Here is a 17,791-nt window from a genome sequence, read left to right on the forward strand (position 1 = left end):
CAAGCAGCCCTATTTATAAAAATTGGATTAATAAAAGTGTATTTTTTCCATATTTTAATTATTTAAGGTTTCCAGAAAGTCCAGACTTTGCCGTTGTATACAGCAAGTTGTCGTTTAACAGTGTCATAAGCCATCATTCCGGGAGCAGGGTCGATAATGTTGAGGTGTGGACTGGCCACTTTGGGTAATATCATCGCCTTGTTGGTATCGGATAAAACCAATATTCCGGGTGTACTGTCTGTGGCAGCTGCTGATCCGATGACTGATTTTGCGGTCGTAGATTCCGTTTTGTTAGTCTGGATCAAAATGTTAGCTGTTCCGGTGTTGTCGACGCTTAAATCAGTCCACATACCGGAGTCCTTCAGGTATTTTACTTTGTAGTCGGTGGTATCATAAATGATGGTACCGTTGTCTGTAATTCCTGTTTTCGTTTCTACATAGGGAAGTATCAATCCCCGATTTTCTGTATCTGCAAATTCCAGAGACACCGAAGTATTGGTTACTGTCGGTTTTCCTATGGCAATCTGAGACTTTACAGTACCCGTTACAGCAAGTAGAATTGCTATGGGCAGAAGTTGTTTTTTCATGATTTTTAAGGTTTATATAAATGGAATGTTTTCTTTCATGGTATTGGTTTCCTTCCAAAAGATGTATCAGGATGGTGGTTGTTTATTGTTAAAGTACTTGCTGTTCTGTAGGTATCAATGATTATTGTTCTGCCATTTATTACGATTTGAAGTCTTACCCATGAAGTTCTATATGGTAGTTTTTTTCTTCTTTTCCGATTTCAATCTGTGGTTGACAATACAAAGTATGATGCAGGCTATTGCATTACGTTTTTTTTTGATTACGTTTTTATTGATAATAAGAAATGGCCTTACCTGTTCGCATCGGATGAGCCGGCAAATAATGGATGAATCATGTGGAAATTTTCGTTGAATAAAAGGCTATCTCGTGATTTGTTACATGATAGCCATATATAGGAGTGGTGGAGGCCGGTTAAAGTTTTTTAGAAACCTTACATTTGAAAGGCCATGGTTTCTATAGATTGTTTTCAGAAAACGATCTAAGAGATAGATTTGGAGAATCATGCTGTTTTCAGACCCCAATAAATGGAACTTCATGATGTGTTGACTAGGCCTTATGATTTGCTTTTCATTGTCAGAACCAGCTATTAAAGATTTCTCTGATTGGGTATCTCTGATGAAACTTAATATGGTTTTATTGCTGCTTTTAACAGGTTGAGAAAGGTTTTCCTCTTTATTTTGCTTTTTTTTGCCGGATATGGATACACTTTTTCTTTTGTACTTCTTCTTTACCTTCTCTTTTGCCGGTTGATCAATATATACTTGTTCCTTACCTGAAACTACAGTACCCTCTGATATAAATAGAATATCGGATGAGGAAGGAGCATCTGATGAATAATCTTCACTATCCTTATGAACAGCCTGTACGATCTGAAAGTTGAGTATTAACAAGATGAATAAGAAAAATCTTCCCCCTCCAATTGAATGCAGAGAGAAGAGCTGGTTCATCATGTTATTTTCAGAATCGGTTGTCATTTTGATGCAATATTATGGCTACCACAATGTCTGCACAAGCTTAATACGGGAATAATTCAGAAAGTTTCATGTGCTGTTTAATCTGTTTTACAATTTTTCTATATTGATAATCAGTATGTTGTGTTTTATTGTCTTATTTATATAGAGTTTAAAAAAATCCCAACTAGGTATTTGAATTTTTTGGATATATATTTCATTAAATTTGCTAAAATGATAATTATTATCAATGTAATTAACAATATGAAAGAATTAATTTCATGGAATTAATGAAGGGGATCTATTTATTTTTTTATAGGCATTCTCACAAAAAATGTAAAACAGATAGGTGCTGAATCCATGAGATATCATTATTGAGAAACTGAAATACATCTAAGAGAATTCATAGATTTAAAACAAAGGAGATCCCGTTGCTGACGGTCAGGATTATGAAAAATACGAACTCATTATAAAATATAATATTATGTCTGAAAAATTATCTTTGCGAATATCCTGCCTTGTCTGGAAAGGCAGTAACCAGTTTTTTCAAAGATTATACACTATTTTTATCTCTTTGTTGTTTTTTCTTTTTTTCTCCATGGCAAATGCGGAAACAATTTTATGTCCTGAAAATAAAAATATAGATCAGTTAATAGATCAGGCAATTTCTCTTAACAGCACCGGAAAAAGTAAAGAAGCCCTCAGATTGCTTCAAAAGGCTAATGATATCGCCAAGTCAGTAGGATGTGAAAAAGGAGAACTAAATGCAACAAAGAATATAATGTTGATTTATTCCGAAGCTTATGACTATAAAAAGGCTTTGGAAATATCAAACAGAGCAAAAAATTTGGCAGTTAGCCAGAAAGACTATAAAACATTATCTACTTTATGCAATAAAAGAGCAATATTATATGAAAATCTTGGGATATATGATGAGAGCCTAAAAGAATATGAAGCAGCTCTGAAATATGCAAAACTGATTGCTGAAACAGACCAGAGATATTATCAGACTTCTTTGGTTTATTATAATTTGGCTCCGTATTATCAGGGACAGTCAGATAAAAAGGTTTTGTATTATCTGGAAAAAAGCAGGGAAGAGGTTTTCAAAATAAGTGATAATAGTAAAGATGTTCCTTTAGAGAAAAAGGTTGATATGTTGATATCAGTAAATATGAACCTGGGGATTCACTTCAGGGATTCTAAAAATAAAGGAAGGAATGTAAAGCTTTCTGAATTCTATTTTATGGAAGCTTTAAAACAGTTTGATGTAGTTAAAGGCAAAATAAATCCGGATACAAAAATAGATTTATATCAGGCTCTTCAGGAATTTTACCAGATGAAAAAAGACTACAGGAAAGCAATAGGATATGGAGAAAATATGCTGGCTTTGGAGAAGTCCAACAGTATGCCCTATAACCGGAGAGTAGGATATATGGTATTGGCAAAATCTTATCTGGGAATTGGTGATCATTCACGCTCACAAAAATATCTCGATCTTTTTTCAAAATTGAATGACAGTATTAATTCCGCAGAAAAGCAAGCCGTGGAAGCTCCTGTCAAAAAAATGATTTCAGAAACTAAAATCAATGGCGAGAAAAAGATACAGAGAATTGCTGTTATTTCTTCTTCTGTTCTTATCCTTATTACCGGAGGAATGATGATCCACCGTAGAAGAAGCCATAAGATCATTCATAAAAAATATGAAGATCTGATTGCTAAAATACACCATGAAACCGGGATCAGTACAATAGAATCAACCTCAGAAAAGAATAACAAAAGCAATGGAATAAAATCCTCGATCACGATTACAGATGAAACGATAAAGGTATTACTTCTTAAGCTTGAAAAATTTGAGGCTTCAAAGAAATATCTCCGGAAGGATTTGAGTCTTACCTGGATGGCCAATAACCTTTCTACCAATCCAAAATATCTTTCAGAAGTGATAAAAATCTATAAGAACCATAACTTCACAAGTTATATTAACGAGCTTCGCATCAACTATATCATTAAGAAGCTTTATGAAAATCCAATCTACAGGGAATATAAAATAACCTATTTGGCGGAGGAATGCGGCTATATTACACCAAAGGTCTTTGTCAATGCTTTTAAACAGCAAACAGGTTTTACCCCTTCTTACTTTGTGGAGCAGTTGAAGGCTTCTGCATAATATTTAGCCTGTTTACAATTTAGCTTTTACGATATATCGCCCATTCCGGAACGGTAATAAAACTCTTACGACAAAGGATTCGATTGCAAAGAAGAGCTGACTGATAAAAACGGTAGAAAGAAAAGTCACTTGGGTCCATCAGCCAAAAAAAAATTGACTCCTTGCAAAGACTTTTCATTTTGACTTAAAAAACAGTCGTTTTGGCTACATCCGTTTTTGGACAGTGTTGCACCTTTGTATAAACAAAAATGAAAGTATATGAATATCGTTTTAACAGGCTCATTGGGCAATATCAGCAAGCCACTTGCAACAGCATTGATTGCAGAAGGCCATTCGGTAACCGTTATTAGCAGCAAAGCCGACAAACAAAAGGAAATTGAATCCATTGGTGCCAAAGCGACAATCGGGTCACTGGAAGACATCAATTTTCTAACAGCAGCCTTTGCAGGGGCAGATGCTGTGTATTGTATGATCCCTTTCAATTTTATGGAAGAAGACCAAGCAGCCTATTTTAAAAGAATTGAAACCAACTATGTACAAGCAATCAGGCAAAATGGAATTGAAAAAGTTGTATTTCTAACCGGTTGGGCGGCTGATACGAGTGATTCTCTGCTGCTTAATCAGCTATCAGACAGAACGGTCACCGAGCTACGTCCCGGCTTTTTTTACACCAATTTTTACAATGATATCCAAACCATAAAAGAACATGGTGCGCTGATGTCCGGCTATGGTGGAGATGATAAAATTGCATTTGTTTCACCCAATGATATTGCCGGGGTGGCTTTTGAAGAACTGACTGCACCTTTTCAGGGAAAAAAAGTCCGTTATGTGGCGAGCGAAGAGTTGAGCTGTGATGAAGCCGCAAAAATTTTAGGCGAAGCTATTGGCAAACCTGATCTGAAATGGATAGCACTACCGGAAGAGCAGCTGTTAAACGGCTTAATTCAATCTGGATTTCCACAACAGCTTGCCCATGATTTCGTAAGAATGCAGGCCGAGACACACAGCGGAAAAACATTTGAGAATTATTTAAAAAACAGACCCGAACTGGGAAAAACGAAATTGAAAGCTTTTGCTGAGGAATTTGCAAAAGCATACAATGAACAATAACTACCTTTGTATATGGAAGATACAAAACCAGTCAGAATAAAATCAATCAGCGAATTTCATCGGTTACGGGGTTTATCCAAACCTGAACATCCGCTGATCAGTATAGTAACAAAAGATGATTTTATCGGATTACCCGGTCAAAGCACTATGAATGCTGTGTTTGATTTTTATTTTATTGCGTTGAAAAGGATGGCCGGTGTAAAGTATAGATATGGGCAGCTGCATTACGATTTTGAAGACAACGGTGTATTGTTCTTCATGTCACCGGATCAGATTCTCAATATTGAAATCAGTGAGAAAGAAGATGCTCCAGAATCTTCAGGCTGGATTTTGCTCATTCATCCTGATTTTATTTGGAATACGCCACTTGCAAAGAGCATAAAACAGTATGATTTTTTTGATTATTCAGTAAACGAAGCGTTGCTGTTATCAGAGAAGGAAGAAATAACACTCAATGGGATCATAGAAAATATCAGGCAAGAGTACGGTGCCAATATTGACAAGTTTAGCAAACGGATTATCATTTCCCACGTTGAAGCACTGCTCAATTATTCTGAACGTTTTTACAACCGCCAGTTCATTACAAGAGAAAAGGCCAATCATCAGCTATTAGAACGTCTTGAAAAATTGTTGACAGGCTACTTTAAGAATGAGGATCTGATTTCAGAAGGTTTGCCGACAGTTCAATACGTTGCCGAAAAATTGAACGTTTCGCCAGGTTATTTAGGCAGCTTACTCAGAACACTTACCGGACAAAATACACAGCAACACATCCACAACAAGCTAATGGAAAGGGCCAAAGAAAGAATATCTACCACTGACCTCTCCATGAGCGAGATAGCCTATGAATTGGGGTTTGAACATGTACAATCATTCAGTAAATTTTTCAAGGCCAAGGCAAACGTTTCTCCTTTAAAATTCAGACAATCGTTTAACTGAAAAGTAAAATCAGTGTTTCTGCAAACAGAAATAGTAAAGATGCTTGCCGAAAAGGTAAATTTCTCTTGTAAAGGCCGGCTTTTAAAAGAGGTTGTCTATTTTTAGATAACCTCTCACTGTTAACGGCAACAGTCAAATATTCAAGTAGATCAATGATACTTTCCAATGTATTTGTTTATGGCATGCTCTCTTACAATCTTTTCAGGTCTTATTCTCAAATTCAAAAAACAGGCTCTTTCTTGAAGGCTACAAATCAAGCATTATTTTACGATTATTATCCTATGAAAATATTGATGTTTTTTCGGAATTAATTACATTGATCATGTTGTTAATTGATTGAAATATAGTTAAATAGATGTGGTGGCCTAAAAAGGATTTAGAAATATATAGTATACAAATGTTATGGGTGAACATTGTAATACATTCCGAAATTATCTCATATCTATTTTGATAATCTTAAATGAAACATATAATATTGTGATGGCAGATAGAAATCTATTTTGGTACAAATAAAGATTAGTGATTGTAGTTTGTATATATTAAATTTTCAGGGATCATAAATACAGTAATACACAATTGGCCAACTATACAGGTGATATCAATTTAATGAATGTAGTGAGCCGTGTGAAGTAAAAAAACTATATGGAGCTCGAAACACAATATAATACTAACCCACGGGCTACAATCTAGAAAAACCATAAAGAGTGGTACATATGCCGGGTAAGTAGACTTTATAATTTTACAAAATAATTTAATGTTAAGATTTATTTCATTTTATATAAATGAGAAAAAGAAACTAACAAAGGACGAGATAGAATATGAGAAAAGCCTTTATTTTGACATTTATACCATTGTTCTTGTATTCATCCTAGGCTGTAATGTTGTACTTAATTTATTTTTTCTTGACAGTCTTTTGTATGCAGCTATATTCTTTGTGATGAGCATTTGTATGCTGAGTACATTATTGTGGCCGAATAAAATAAGATTTAACAGGTATTTACTCATGCTACTGTTCTTTTTTTTAGGATTCGTAATTTTTTATTGTGATATAGTAAGTGGAAAAGGTTCTATGAACTATTTGTCATATATCTCGCTTACAATAGCTATAGCATTTTTTTTTGATTATGACAAAGATAAGTTTATTATCTTTTTGCTTGTCGGCAGCTATATTGTATTCTTTCTGATTAATATTATTACAGATTATTCTCTGTTTTCCTCTCTTCATGAGAATTTACCACTAATTAAGCAATGGTACATAAGAGTATATAAAGCATTGGAGATATCCTTTTGCACTTTTGTCGGTATGTATCTTATCCACAGAAAAGAGAAAATGATTATAAAATATTATATCGAAAAAGAGAGGTTGAATGATTTTATAAAAGAAACTGATAGAATAAATTTCTCAGGCGAGTTGTATGAGCTAGCTATGACTAAAAATTCTCTTTTTATAACTTATTTTAAATCAGAATTTCCGGATTATTTTAAAACAATTTTAGAGGTTTGTCCCAATCTTATTTCGTCAGAGCTGGAGATTTGTGCACTGTTAAAATTAAACTTAAGTACCAAAGAAATAGCTATTGCAACCAATTCAACGATAAGAGCTGTGGAAAATAAGAAATACAGGATACGTAAAAAATTTAATTTACCATCTGAAGCTGACCTGAATTTATATATGATAAATTCTTTCTAGCTTTTTAAGTTTTGTAGTATTTAGGCTCCACAGCGAAGAGTGAGTAAGAATAAGTACCCCAACAAGTAGATGTGAAAGGCGAATTTTTACCATTCTTCAAGACATGTTTTTTAATATTGCAGCCTTAATTGAACTTCGCAGATTTGGATAGTATAAGACGAATTTCTAAGAATAAAATAACACAAATGTCTTCATAATAAATGTTATGCTGGGGAAGCGGTTCCCCAGCTACTCCAGCGGGAGAATAGTTTTTATGGGCAACAGTTTAATAAAAATATTAATCATTTAATATATTTGAAATGAAAAAAAATAGTTTATTTATGATTTTCCTCGGTACTTTAGTTTTTGGGCAAGTGGGTGTGAATACATCAAACCCTCTGGGAACTTTTCATGTAGATGGTTCAAAAGATAATCCTGCATTGGGTATTCCTTCAGGTGCCCAGCAGCTCAATGACTTTGTTGTCACCTCTAATGGAAATGTAGGTATAGGGACCACAAATCCGGATACTTATGCTAAATTGGATGTAGTCGCTAATGATAAAGGTATCCTTGTACCAAGAGTCAATCTGCAAAATCTTACCTTTGATCTGAATGCTGATGGAGACAATAATGTTTCTAATCAGCCTGCTGGACTTCTAGTGTATAATAATGGCGCAAGCTTGCCAGCTGGATATTACTTTTGGAACGGTTCCGAATGGAGGCTGTTCTCGCATGTAGGCGGTGGTGGAAGCCTTACCGGATATTCACAAGTTAATTTTGAACATTATGCAACAACAGGTACTGGAGTAGGGGCAAATGGAGGAGCGGCTACAATATTACCGGGTGCTGTAAATATTGCCAGAGTTAAAAGATTACATCCCTCCGTATTTAGAATAGATTTTACTATACCTTTTAAAGATAATAATTATATAGTGTCGGGGGCAATATGGGAACCCAGAGCATGGAATTTGGATAATGCGCAGCCTTTTTTATATGCGCCAAATCTTGTAAGTCAAAGTGGTGCTGTATTGGCAACTGCTATTGCTAATGATACGGATACAAATCCTACTGCACCTACCAATCCTTCATATAATCTAGATCCAAGGCAATCTGTTCAGAGAGAAGGCTTTGATGTTTGGGTTGTAAAATATCGTACTCATTTTTATATTGTGGAAGGTGTCGGTTCATTTCCACTTGCTGGAGGGGCGCTAAGTATAACTAGATAACAGTTCTGAAAATACGGTATTATATATTTGCTAAAATATAAGTTGGCAGAATAAAGGCTGGTAAAACGTTCCAGCCTTTATCTTTGTATATAAAGATAGAGTACAAATAGAAGCAAAAATATAGGAGTTGGAAGAATTAATAATTTAACAAATGTAGGATGTTGCTTTCAGCGATATTTGCATCTCATATAGAAATTCAACTCAGAGCTGAAAATAATTTACCATAGTCAGTTAAGCTATTGCGGATGGAATACTGCAGTTACAGTCACCACACCGGAAGATGTAGTTGGAGACACAGTTACATGACAATTAGTTGATGGTGCAGAGTCATTATCGATAATTATTTAAAATATTTCCAACAACCTAGCCCCAAAGAGTTAATTGAAGTTGCCTAAACAGGGAAGTTGCTGGAAATTTTATAATGTATTATTTATTTATTGAATTATTTTGTCTTCTAACTAAAAAATGTATGATCTGGACTATTACTAATAGGCAGCCAATAGTAATAAATAAAACGGCTAATGGTAACAGGCCGAAGAATGGTTCGATTAAAAAACCATCAGCATTTATATAGGAAGCTGTACCAGGAAATGATTCCGTAATAGCTTTTAAAGCTAAACAGATGAAAGCTATTGAAAATAAAATAATACTGAATGTGCATGTTTTTTTCATAAATGTTGATTTTAATTGTTGGTTTTTCAAAGTACTTTGAATCGCAAAGTAAATGATAAAAAAGTACATTTACAATATAATTTTATAATTATCTTGAAAATTTTAATGCAAGCCTGTTTAAATCAATTAAAAATTTAGTAACAAAAGCTGAGTGAAAGCTATAAACACTTTAGTTTATTTTAAGTTTAAACTGATTGAAAATAAAAAAGTATACGTAGTTGAATCTTAGTTTGCTTCGGTGGTCTTTTATTGCTAAACTACTGTTGTATGCTGTTTATTTCTTAGTTTTTATGATGTCATCATACAGGTTATCTACTACTTTTTCTAAAATTTCTCCTGTTTCATTAAAGCTGGTGTTGGTCAATATGGATATTCCTATATTTTGTTTAGGATAAATCACAAACCAATTTTGCATTCCGTAGATCCCTCCGTGATGTCTGTACATTAATTCATGATCATTTTCTATGATGTACCAATGATAACCCTCCCAAAAATCAGAACCTTCTTTATATAGTTTTTTATGAGATTCATTGACAATAGGATTGGATGGGTCAAGCTGCAATTTCATATATTTCACCAAATCCGTAGTCGTAGAGTGTAATCCTGAAATGCCGCCCCATAAAGTTCTATTGAAGTTAGGCATTAGCTCATTTTTATCGTTATAGCCTTTTACCAGTCTTGTTCTGTCATTTTCACTGAGTGTAAACTTGGTTTGGTTCATTGTATTGGGTTTCAAAATAAATTCAACTACCAAGTCCTCAAACGATTTTTGATACACTTTTTCAAGGATATAGGCGGTCAGCTCCGGAGCCGTGTTTGAATAGGAATAAACATCTCCGGGTTTCGTTTCAATGTTGATGAGTTTTAATCCTTCAAAAAAGGCTTTTTTATTTTCGCTTTTTATCGGGAAATTAGGAAATCCACTGGTATGGGTGATGAGGTGTTTGATTCTTATAGGTTCGCCTTTAAATGCTAAATTGGGATAAGGTTCATTAAGATAGATTCTGATATCATCCTCTACATTTATTTTTTTATCAAGTACGGCTTTAGCGGCAATATAACCTGTAAAAGTTTTGGTTACAGAAGCTAATTCATAAAGGGTAGAATCGTTGGGTTTGTTTCCTTTTCCAATAGTTAATTCTCCAAAATGTTTTATGGTGGATTTTCCATCTTTAAGCACGGCAATGGAAACAGAATGAAATCTTTTGTCCTCTAATAACTGAAGTGCATTTTTGATAATTGCATTTTCAATATTTTGTGTATGGGTTGGCTGAACACTTTTACACCCAAGTAAGGCGAAAAATAAAATAAGGGTTACATATTTCATGGTCAGAATTTTAATTTGATATTGATAATCTGATGCAAATATGCTGTAGAGAATCTTGAAAAAAGTCCGTATAAAAAAGTCGGACTCATTTTAATCCATAAAATAAGTCCGATTATCAGCAATTTAAAGTTCGATTATTTACAATCGATTAGTTATCAATTGTTTCTGTATGCTGTTGGCGTTTGGTTCGTATACTTTTTAAAAGAGGTATGAAAAGAAGATTTTGAATTGAAACCCACTTCATATAAAATTTCTAGCACCGTATATTCTTTTTTCGTGGGGTCTTTCAGAAGGGTCATTGCTTTTTTAACGCGGTATTCATTCACAAAATCAAAAAAATGCTGATTGAGGTGATGGTTAATTAATACAGACAACTCGCGAACAGGAATATTCACCTGATCTGCCAGTTCCTGAATCGTTAATGAAGGCTCTAAAAAAGGTTCTTTTTCAACCATGAAATTTTTAAGCTGTTCGATCTGAATATTTTTTGTTTCGTCAGTTTTATTTTCAGTTTCAAAAGTTTCAGCAAAATCTTTTGTCGGTTGTAAGGTAGAATCAATTCTGCGAAAAAGCTCAGGATAATTTAATGCCTTTAATATAAACCAGCAGGCAGCTAATAAAAACACGGTTCCCGCAACAATATTCAACCAGATAAATAGATCTCTATGTTGTGTATATCTTACGACGTTTTTAAAAATAATACATACATGGATAACTAAGAAAATCACGGTAAGCTGAGACAGCCATTGGTATAACAAAGTGTTGGGGTTGGTATAATTTTCGAGGTAAATCTTCCTGTATTTTTTAAGGACAAGGAATACACCGACGATATAAAAGAAAAACTGCAGTTCCCCGATGAGCTGATACACAAACATTTCAGGGGAGTGCCACATCACTTTAAAGAAATCTTCTTTAGCAGCACCTTCTGCCAGATAAAGCCGTGGAACTAAAATTAAATTGGCGGCAATGAAAGGAATAAGATGCAGTAAGTGCTTTCTTTTTAAGGTGAAATCAGCATAACAAACGGCATTTACGTACAGATAGAAAAGCGGCATTACCAATAAGTAAGCAGATATTTTGAAAGCTTTCAGATTATAACTATTCACAAAAAGGTGCATGAAAAGTCCGCTGATATCAATGGCATTAATGATAAGGAATGCAGCAAATAATCTGTTTTCCAGTTTTCTTTCTGTTTTTACCGTTAATAAAAATACGGCAAGCAGCAGCGATACAAAAACAGCCATCGCAGCAATAACTTCCAGAAAACTTAATTTGTCCATTAGTTTTTTTACAAAAATAGGATATAAGTCATAAAGAGAAATGATTGTTAGTCATCATTTTTAAAATATTGGGCTTTGCTGTGGGAAGTTTCCTGACTTTGAGCTGGTAAAGAAGTAAATTTGCTTACTTTTTGTTTCTCCCAGAAATTCTCAAATTGATGTCAAAATTCATTTTGATTCTTCGAAACATTTTGAAAATTAAGTAAAAAGCTGCAATGATTTGTATTTCAGAAGTATCTTTGAAAATAGTGTTGCTTCGGTATTCTTGATGAGAATTTGTTAAGATTTCTTCATTAAATTTTGGCTGGCTTTTTTCAATAGTTTTAATTGTACTCATTTGCAATATTTGTTAATTGATATTGCAAAGATTAATTATTATCGAGTATGAGTGTTATCCAAACCATTATCCAGTTTATCCAGAAAATATAATAATCGTTTGTAAACTAGATTATTACTTCTTTAATCTGTATTGATGATTTTACTATTAGGAATTTTAAATTGATTTTGTTTTTCGATTGAAAGTTTATTTTCTGTAAAAAGAGTTTTGCGTATATCTTCAGGCTTTGGCTGCTCTTCTTTGTCTATAAATTCAAAATGGTCTAAAATCATACGAGATATTGCGCTGGTATTATCTTTTCCGTTTCTTTTTGGGGCTTCAATGAAACCTTTTTCTATTAATTCGGAAAATAAATAACCAACAGATTGAAGGCTGCCTTTAATTTTTATTTTTTGAGGAACTGTAATTTTCTCAACATTAGTGGATTTTGATAATTGAGACTCTATTTCTGAAGTAATTTTCTTTTCTAAACCATCTCCTTTGTAACCAGTAGTATGGCGGCGTAAAAGTTTTTCCCTGTCTCTATCAAATATTTTGTTCATGTGTTTAAAATGCATATCAATATTATCTGAATCAAAATATTTTAAATCAAAAAAATAGAAGGTTTTGTTGTAATAATATACTAAATGATTTTTATATGTACCATAATTATCAAATTTATCTTTAGGCCTAAAAGAATAAGAATCTTGATATAGATTATTTCCAAGTATATAGTAATCAATTTCTTTTATTCTACTGGATAAAAATTTGAAATCATCATTTTTTTTAAAATAATCATATATGGTTGCATAAATATATTTTTCTTTGAAACTTTTAAAACTATTTTGAAGATATGTAATGATTTCATCTTCAGTAAAATAAGAGACTATTACGTATTTGATTAAATTAGCGTTGTCAAATTTATTTTCAGTAGAGTTTATATAATCCAAAAAATAATTGTAATCGTGATTTCCATTTTTTCCAATGTTTATTGCAAAATCTGACAATGTATCGGCTTTAAAAACTTCTACTTCATTTATAAAATCTGAAAACTTATTACGATATAAAAGGTTGTCTTCAGTTGATTGTTGTTCTTTGATTGCCTTATGATTTTTCTCTAATTCATTAAACAATAGATAAATTTCTTCTTTTAAAAATTTGTACAAACGATTAAAATAATCCTTTGTATTGTACTGATAGAAATTTATTTCACCTATTATGAAAACATAATTAATAACTTTTTCTTGTATTTTCTCATAAGTGTAAATTAAATCATCTGCTATAGCTTCAAAATGTTTTGGAAAATGAGATATTTCTACATCCCGGCTAAGTTGCCCATTATGCTCTTCTTGACTGTTCTTTGAAAAAAGAATGTTCTCTAAAATTTTAATGTCAGCGAAATAACGTTTTTCAATATATTTCTCTGTTGTTAAAAATTGGTTTTTTTCTTTTTCTAATAAGTAATAATTAAACTCCAAGTTTTTGAAAATTTTAAAAAAATCTATATAAGTATGAGAGTAAATATTGATTTTGACACCTTGATAATCTATTAACTCAATTTCTTCGAAATGTTTTTTCCAATTTGGGTTTGTTTTTAAAATACCCCTTTGAATTTTAATTTTCCCGTAATTTTGTTGAGAATTTATAACATTGAAAAGCTCCATACATTGAACATTTGATAGTTGGCTACCACAAATTTATAAATAAAATGATTCAGGAAATAATTTGGCTTGGAAGAATATTTCTGTTGCACAAAGCCTTCCGATTTTGAATTAATAAAATAAGATCATTTCGTCTAAAATAGCTCCAAAGTCAGGAGACTTCGAAGAGCAGGGTTTTTTATTCTCTTCTCCAATATTTTAAATCTAAATTTACTTTTGCAAAGTTTCCTTTTTTTGCAATTTTCTGTGCTGCAATTTGATATTGCTTGCTTACATTCGGAGTTAAATTTTTTATTGAAGTCCATCTTGGTAAAACTAATTCAGTTTCTTCATAAATTCCAGTGGCAACATCTTTATCTAAAGGGACTTCTAAAAACTTTATTTTTTGATTAAATTCATTATATTGAGTTGGAAGTTGATAAAAATCTGAAAAAAACTTATTGTAGACAATTTCTCTTAGAAATAGATTTATTCCTTTTCTTGCTCCTCCCCAAGATTTCCCATTTTCTGGAAATTTTGAAACGAGATTTGTGGTATTCTTATCCAAAAAATTGTTGTAGACATCTTCATCATCGAGTGAGTGTATGAATTCATCAATATTAATTCTATAAAAATACTCTCTCGCTATTTTGATTATTCCAGAAGAACCTTGATTCCTTAAAGCGGACGGCCCAACAGAAATGATAGATAATCTTTTATGTATTTGATTAAGAAATATTTTTTCTGTCATTCACTTAATATTTATTTTAGATTCTAAAGATCTCTGTAACTTCTAATTCTCGTCGAATTGATTTTATTGTTAGTAATATCAGGTCTATTGTGTTTGCAATAAATAATGCAACAATGATTAGTGTTAGAAAATGATTGAAATGAGATGAGAATTCTATTATAAAGACAAAGAGAGAGAGGATTACAATAATTACAAAAATTAGAATATTTAGTAAGCTTTGCTTGAAAATCGTTGGAAAGAAATCTGAGTTTAGTTTTGTCAGATAATAATGTTTTTCAAAAATAGATGTTGTAAATAAAACCATCAGATTTTTTAGTTCTTCTTTCAATTTTTCTTTTTTAATTTTCTTTCCCAAAATTCTAGAAGTTGATTCAATAACAGGCTCCAACCAGTATTCATGAACTTTATTAAAATTGACAATATTATCATCTGAATTCTCAAGCAAATACCAAAATGAATTACAATATTCTGTATACCTTATTATAGTTTCCAAACTATAGTTTTGGGGATTTACTTCTGCATAAAATGAAAAATTATCTTCTCGATCTGTTAGACCTTTTAAAGCTAAATATGACTGTCCATTGGTTCCGTAAATTTTACTACTCATTTCTTCGTGTTCATCATAAGAAAATTTCCTAATTCCAGGTAAATCGTAACTGCGATATTCTTCATAAGTCAAGTCAGGATAATGATAGTCAACAGCTGATTTTATATTAGCATCTCTAAACTTCCAAAATTCGTGCATTCCTAAAATATGGTATGCGATACTTCTTAACCTAGTAATTTTGATAGCATATTCATCAATTTCTTTTTTTCTTTCAATACGAATTGTTTTTTCAGTAAATAATTTTGAAAATAAATAAGTAACCATAATTGCTATAATAATGCAACCTGCAGATATTAATAAAGAAAGAATCTCTTTTTTATTAAAATTTTCAGCTTTAGAATAGCTAAAAAGAATTAAAAAAGTAATAATAAAACATATTTCGAAAGTTATTATTCTCAAATAATTTTTCTCAAAAAAATCTAATATGCTTTTCAAAACTCTCATGATTTATTTAAATAAAGGGTCTTTAAAAAAATCTTGTAATGTAATTTTTAAAAGTGTACAGAATCTATTTATGGTATAAATGGTAACACCTCGTTCACTTTCAAAACTTTCCCACCTGTTTACTTGTTGTCTGTCAATGTCATGAAGCTTGGCAAAATCACTTTGGCTCAATCCGGTAGACTCTCTTAAATCAATTAATCTTTGAGTTATTTTATTTCTAAGTTCAATATCTTCATTGTTAAGTTTGCTCATTTAACAATTTTAAATTATTTGATAAAAATATTTGTAATCCATTTGGTTTACAAATTGTATTTTCTTACATTTGTACAATAAGCTACAATAAAGTAGCTTTGCGATACTTCAAAGAATAATAGAAGCTATTGCTTAGAATCTCTAACTGAAAACTGGTACTTTTTAAACATACGAGATGATAAGCAGGAAGCTCACGACCTAGGCGTGGGCTCTCTTATCTGTATGTAAGGTATACCAGTACCTCAGTTAGGATATTGTAGAGTCCCATGCCGTTTTTATTTCATGCTGTTCTGCTTTTCTACAATCATCTTTTTCTAAGCTGCTTCACTACATAAAGTATCATGTACGATACAATGGAGTGTACAATCCATTGCGGCTTCAGGGCTTTCACGGGAACACAGATTTTATTTCTATTCACCATTTACCATACAACTCAGCGTACATCGGTAGGCTGGTGGTTTCATGCATTCTAAAAATACAAACTCATGAAGAAAATAACCCATTAAGAAAAATGAAGGTTTTAAGGAAAGTTAAGATCCATCAACGATGGATGAAGCAGCTCGCTAAATAAATAGCTTCAGCTATGCTCTTAACTATTCTTAATTCCTAAAAAATCTTAATGGTTAAGAAAAATTTCAACAATAAAAAATACAAACTCATGAAAAAGATAAAAACAGATTTTGACACCCGGTTTCAGGCAGGCGGGAAGCGCTCCGGGTTGCAGCTGATAGAAACATTCTTTCAGTTCAATGAGCTGGATGTTTCCAAAGAAAGGCTCAGCAACATTATGAATTATGCAGTAAAGAGGAATAGCTGGATTCATGAAGATCCAGCGGTTATTTTCCAGTTTCACCAGTCGATGAGGTCGCTGATCCGGGCAGGGTATCTCATTATGCTAAAGGACAGAAAATGGACAGTTGACAGCCAGCCGGAGAAGGTTTCCCCGTGGGTTCTTGGCCTGCTTTCGGAGAAGGAATACCGGAATCCTCTGCTGGTTTTCAAAGAAGCATTCAGAGAATACAGCATCAAAGAATATGATTATTTTATGTCCGGAATCGTCTATTTTTCAATGGGAGTCTATGAAAATCTACCGGAAAGGAATATCATTATGCCCTACATTCATACGGTTAAGATGCTGGATGCCGCACACCTTATTCTTCAAAGAAGGAGAGAAAAGAACATGGCTGAGACCAATTCAGGATAAGAAAGTTGAGCATAATGCCAGAATTCAAACCTATAACCTTTTTAAAGCCTTACAGAAGTTACCCACCTCAGATCTTAGGATAAAATTCCGGTCAGCACCTGATCTTTTCGGTTCGATGAAGTTCCGCTTACTTTAATGACCTTTATTCCAAGATCTTCAATCCAGTCATAAAGCAACTCATTAACCTTATGCCTGAGTTTTGGCAGCTCTATCTGATGGTTGGATATCAGATCGGGTTCTTCAACAGGGACAAAAACAAAAACATCAATTTCATCGATGATGGTTTGAACTTTTTCAAAGAGAAACTGGATATTTCGACCAGAATCAAGAACATGAAGATAAGCTAAGATATCAATGACACATCTGTCAAATATGACATCATCTCCGCTTTTGAAGACCAGTTTGGTTGAATAATTAAATTGTTCAAGAAAATCGTCAGGATGAGGTTCTTCCGAAAATTCATACCCTGAAGACTCCATCTGGTAATAGGGCTCTACTTCAAGGGTGTATCCGGGAAGGCTCTCCAGAAGTTCTTCTGCCAATGTGGTTTTACCGACTTTGTGAGCGCCGATTATTGCAATTCTCATATTTCAGTTTATATTGTAATCCATAAGTCTGGTACGAGATTTTCGTGCCTGTTTTTTGAGCG

At 32.9% G+C, this 17,791-nt stretch carries 16 protein-coding genes; 6 read left to right on the forward strand and 10 right to left on the reverse strand.

Translation table 11 applies throughout. The annotated features are described in order from the left end of the window. Positions 1-62 precede the first annotated feature (62 nt). Together MP478_RS01780 and MP478_RS01785 are read right to left on the reverse strand one after the other, a co-directional pair. Positions 63-587, reverse strand: a complete 525-nt coding sequence (locus tag MP478_RS01780; protein WP_257199403.1) for a hypothetical protein — start codon at positions 585-587, stop codon at positions 63-65. A gap of 375 nt (positions 588-962) precedes the next feature. Continuing rightward, positions 963-1,562, reverse strand: a complete 600-nt coding sequence (locus MP478_RS01785) for a hypothetical protein (RefSeq protein ID WP_257199404.1) — start codon at positions 1,560-1,562, stop codon at positions 963-965. Between the two features lie 574 nt (positions 1,563-2,136). On the opposite strand from MP478_RS01785, the gene MP478_RS01790 reads away from it, so the two are divergent. The 5 genes from MP478_RS01790 to MP478_RS01810 all read left to right on the forward strand — a co-directional run bounded on the left by MP478_RS01790 (position 2,137) and on the right by MP478_RS01810 (position 8,649). Further along, entirely contained in the window at positions 2,137-3,705 is a 1,569-nt protein-coding gene (locus MP478_RS01790; RefSeq protein ID WP_257199405.1) for an AraC family transcriptional regulator, read from the forward strand. 258 nt (positions 3,706-3,963) lie between these two features. Continuing rightward, positions 3,964-4,815: an NAD(P)H-binding protein gene (locus MP478_RS01795; RefSeq protein ID WP_257189342.1), complete on the forward strand. Its 852-nt coding sequence runs from the start codon at positions 3,964-3,966 to the stop codon at positions 4,813-4,815. A gap of 12 nt (positions 4,816-4,827) precedes the next feature. Further along, positions 4,828-5,754 carry an AraC family transcriptional regulator gene (locus MP478_RS01800; RefSeq protein ID WP_257199406.1) on the forward strand — a complete coding sequence of 309 codons (927 nt, stop codon included), beginning with the start codon at positions 4,828-4,830 and terminating at the stop codon, positions 5,752-5,754. Between the two features lie 754 nt (positions 5,755-6,508). Then, a complete protein-coding gene (locus MP478_RS01805) occupies positions 6,509-7,444 on the forward strand; it encodes a hypothetical protein (protein WP_257199407.1) in 936 nt (311 codons plus the stop codon). Between the two features lie 299 nt (positions 7,445-7,743). Next, positions 7,744-8,649: a hypothetical protein gene (locus MP478_RS01810; protein WP_257199408.1), complete on the forward strand. Its 906-nt coding sequence runs from the start codon at positions 7,744-7,746 to the stop codon at positions 8,647-8,649. A 426-nt stretch (positions 8,650-9,075) separates the two neighbouring features. On the opposite strand, the gene MP478_RS01815 is transcribed toward MP478_RS01810, so the two are convergent. From MP478_RS01815 to MP478_RS01845, 7 genes are all read right to left on the reverse strand, one after another. Beyond that, positions 9,076-9,321: a DUF3955 domain-containing protein gene (locus MP478_RS01815; protein ID WP_257199409.1), complete on the reverse strand. Its 246-nt coding sequence runs from the start codon at positions 9,319-9,321 to the stop codon at positions 9,076-9,078. Positions 9,322-9,595: 274 nt separating this feature from the next. Next, on the reverse strand, positions 9,596-10,648 hold the full coding sequence (locus tag MP478_RS01820; RefSeq protein ID WP_257199410.1) for a serine hydrolase: 1,053 nt from the start codon (positions 10,646-10,648) through the stop codon (positions 9,596-9,598). A 155-nt stretch (positions 10,649-10,803) separates the two neighbouring features. Beyond that, entirely contained in the window at positions 10,804-11,928 is a 1,125-nt protein-coding gene (locus MP478_RS01825; RefSeq protein ID WP_257199411.1) for an AraC family transcriptional regulator, read from the reverse strand. A 459-nt stretch (positions 11,929-12,387) separates the two neighbouring features. After that, on the reverse strand, positions 12,388-13,908 hold the full coding sequence (locus MP478_RS01830; RefSeq protein ID WP_257199412.1) for a hypothetical protein: 1,521 nt from the start codon (positions 13,906-13,908) through the stop codon (positions 12,388-12,390). 175 nt (positions 13,909-14,083) lie between these two features. After that, positions 14,084-14,635: a hypothetical protein gene (locus MP478_RS01835; protein ID WP_257199413.1), complete on the reverse strand. Its 552-nt coding sequence runs from the start codon at positions 14,633-14,635 to the stop codon at positions 14,084-14,086. Positions 14,636-14,651: 16 nt separating this feature from the next. Further along, positions 14,652-15,686 carry a hypothetical protein gene (locus MP478_RS01840; RefSeq protein WP_257199414.1) on the reverse strand — a complete coding sequence of 345 codons (1,035 nt, stop codon included), beginning with the start codon at positions 15,684-15,686 and terminating at the stop codon, positions 14,652-14,654. A 3-nt stretch (positions 15,687-15,689) separates the two neighbouring features. Then, positions 15,690-15,938, reverse strand: coding sequence for a helix-turn-helix transcriptional regulator (locus MP478_RS01845; protein WP_257199415.1), 249 nt, complete (start codon positions 15,936-15,938; stop codon positions 15,690-15,692). A 658-nt stretch (positions 15,939-16,596) separates the two neighbouring features. On the opposite strand from MP478_RS01845, the gene MP478_RS01850 reads away from it, so the two are divergent. Further along, positions 16,597-17,142 (forward strand): hypothetical protein, encoded by a 546-nt coding sequence (locus MP478_RS01850; RefSeq protein WP_257199416.1) that lies wholly within the window; start codon positions 16,597-16,599, stop codon positions 17,140-17,142. 74 nt (positions 17,143-17,216) lie between these two features. Here the strand turns inward: MP478_RS01850 and MP478_RS01855 are convergent, their stop codons facing one another. Next, complete coding sequence (locus tag MP478_RS01855) at positions 17,217-17,729, reverse strand: ATP-binding protein (protein WP_257199417.1); 513 nt, start codon at positions 17,727-17,729, stop codon at positions 17,217-17,219. Positions 17,730-17,791: the final 62 nt, after the last annotated feature.

Origin of the sequence: Chryseobacterium sp. WG14, from assembly GCF_024586945.1 — a bacterium.
Classification (GTDB): domain Bacteria; phylum Bacteroidota; class Bacteroidia; order Flavobacteriales; family Weeksellaceae; genus Chryseobacterium.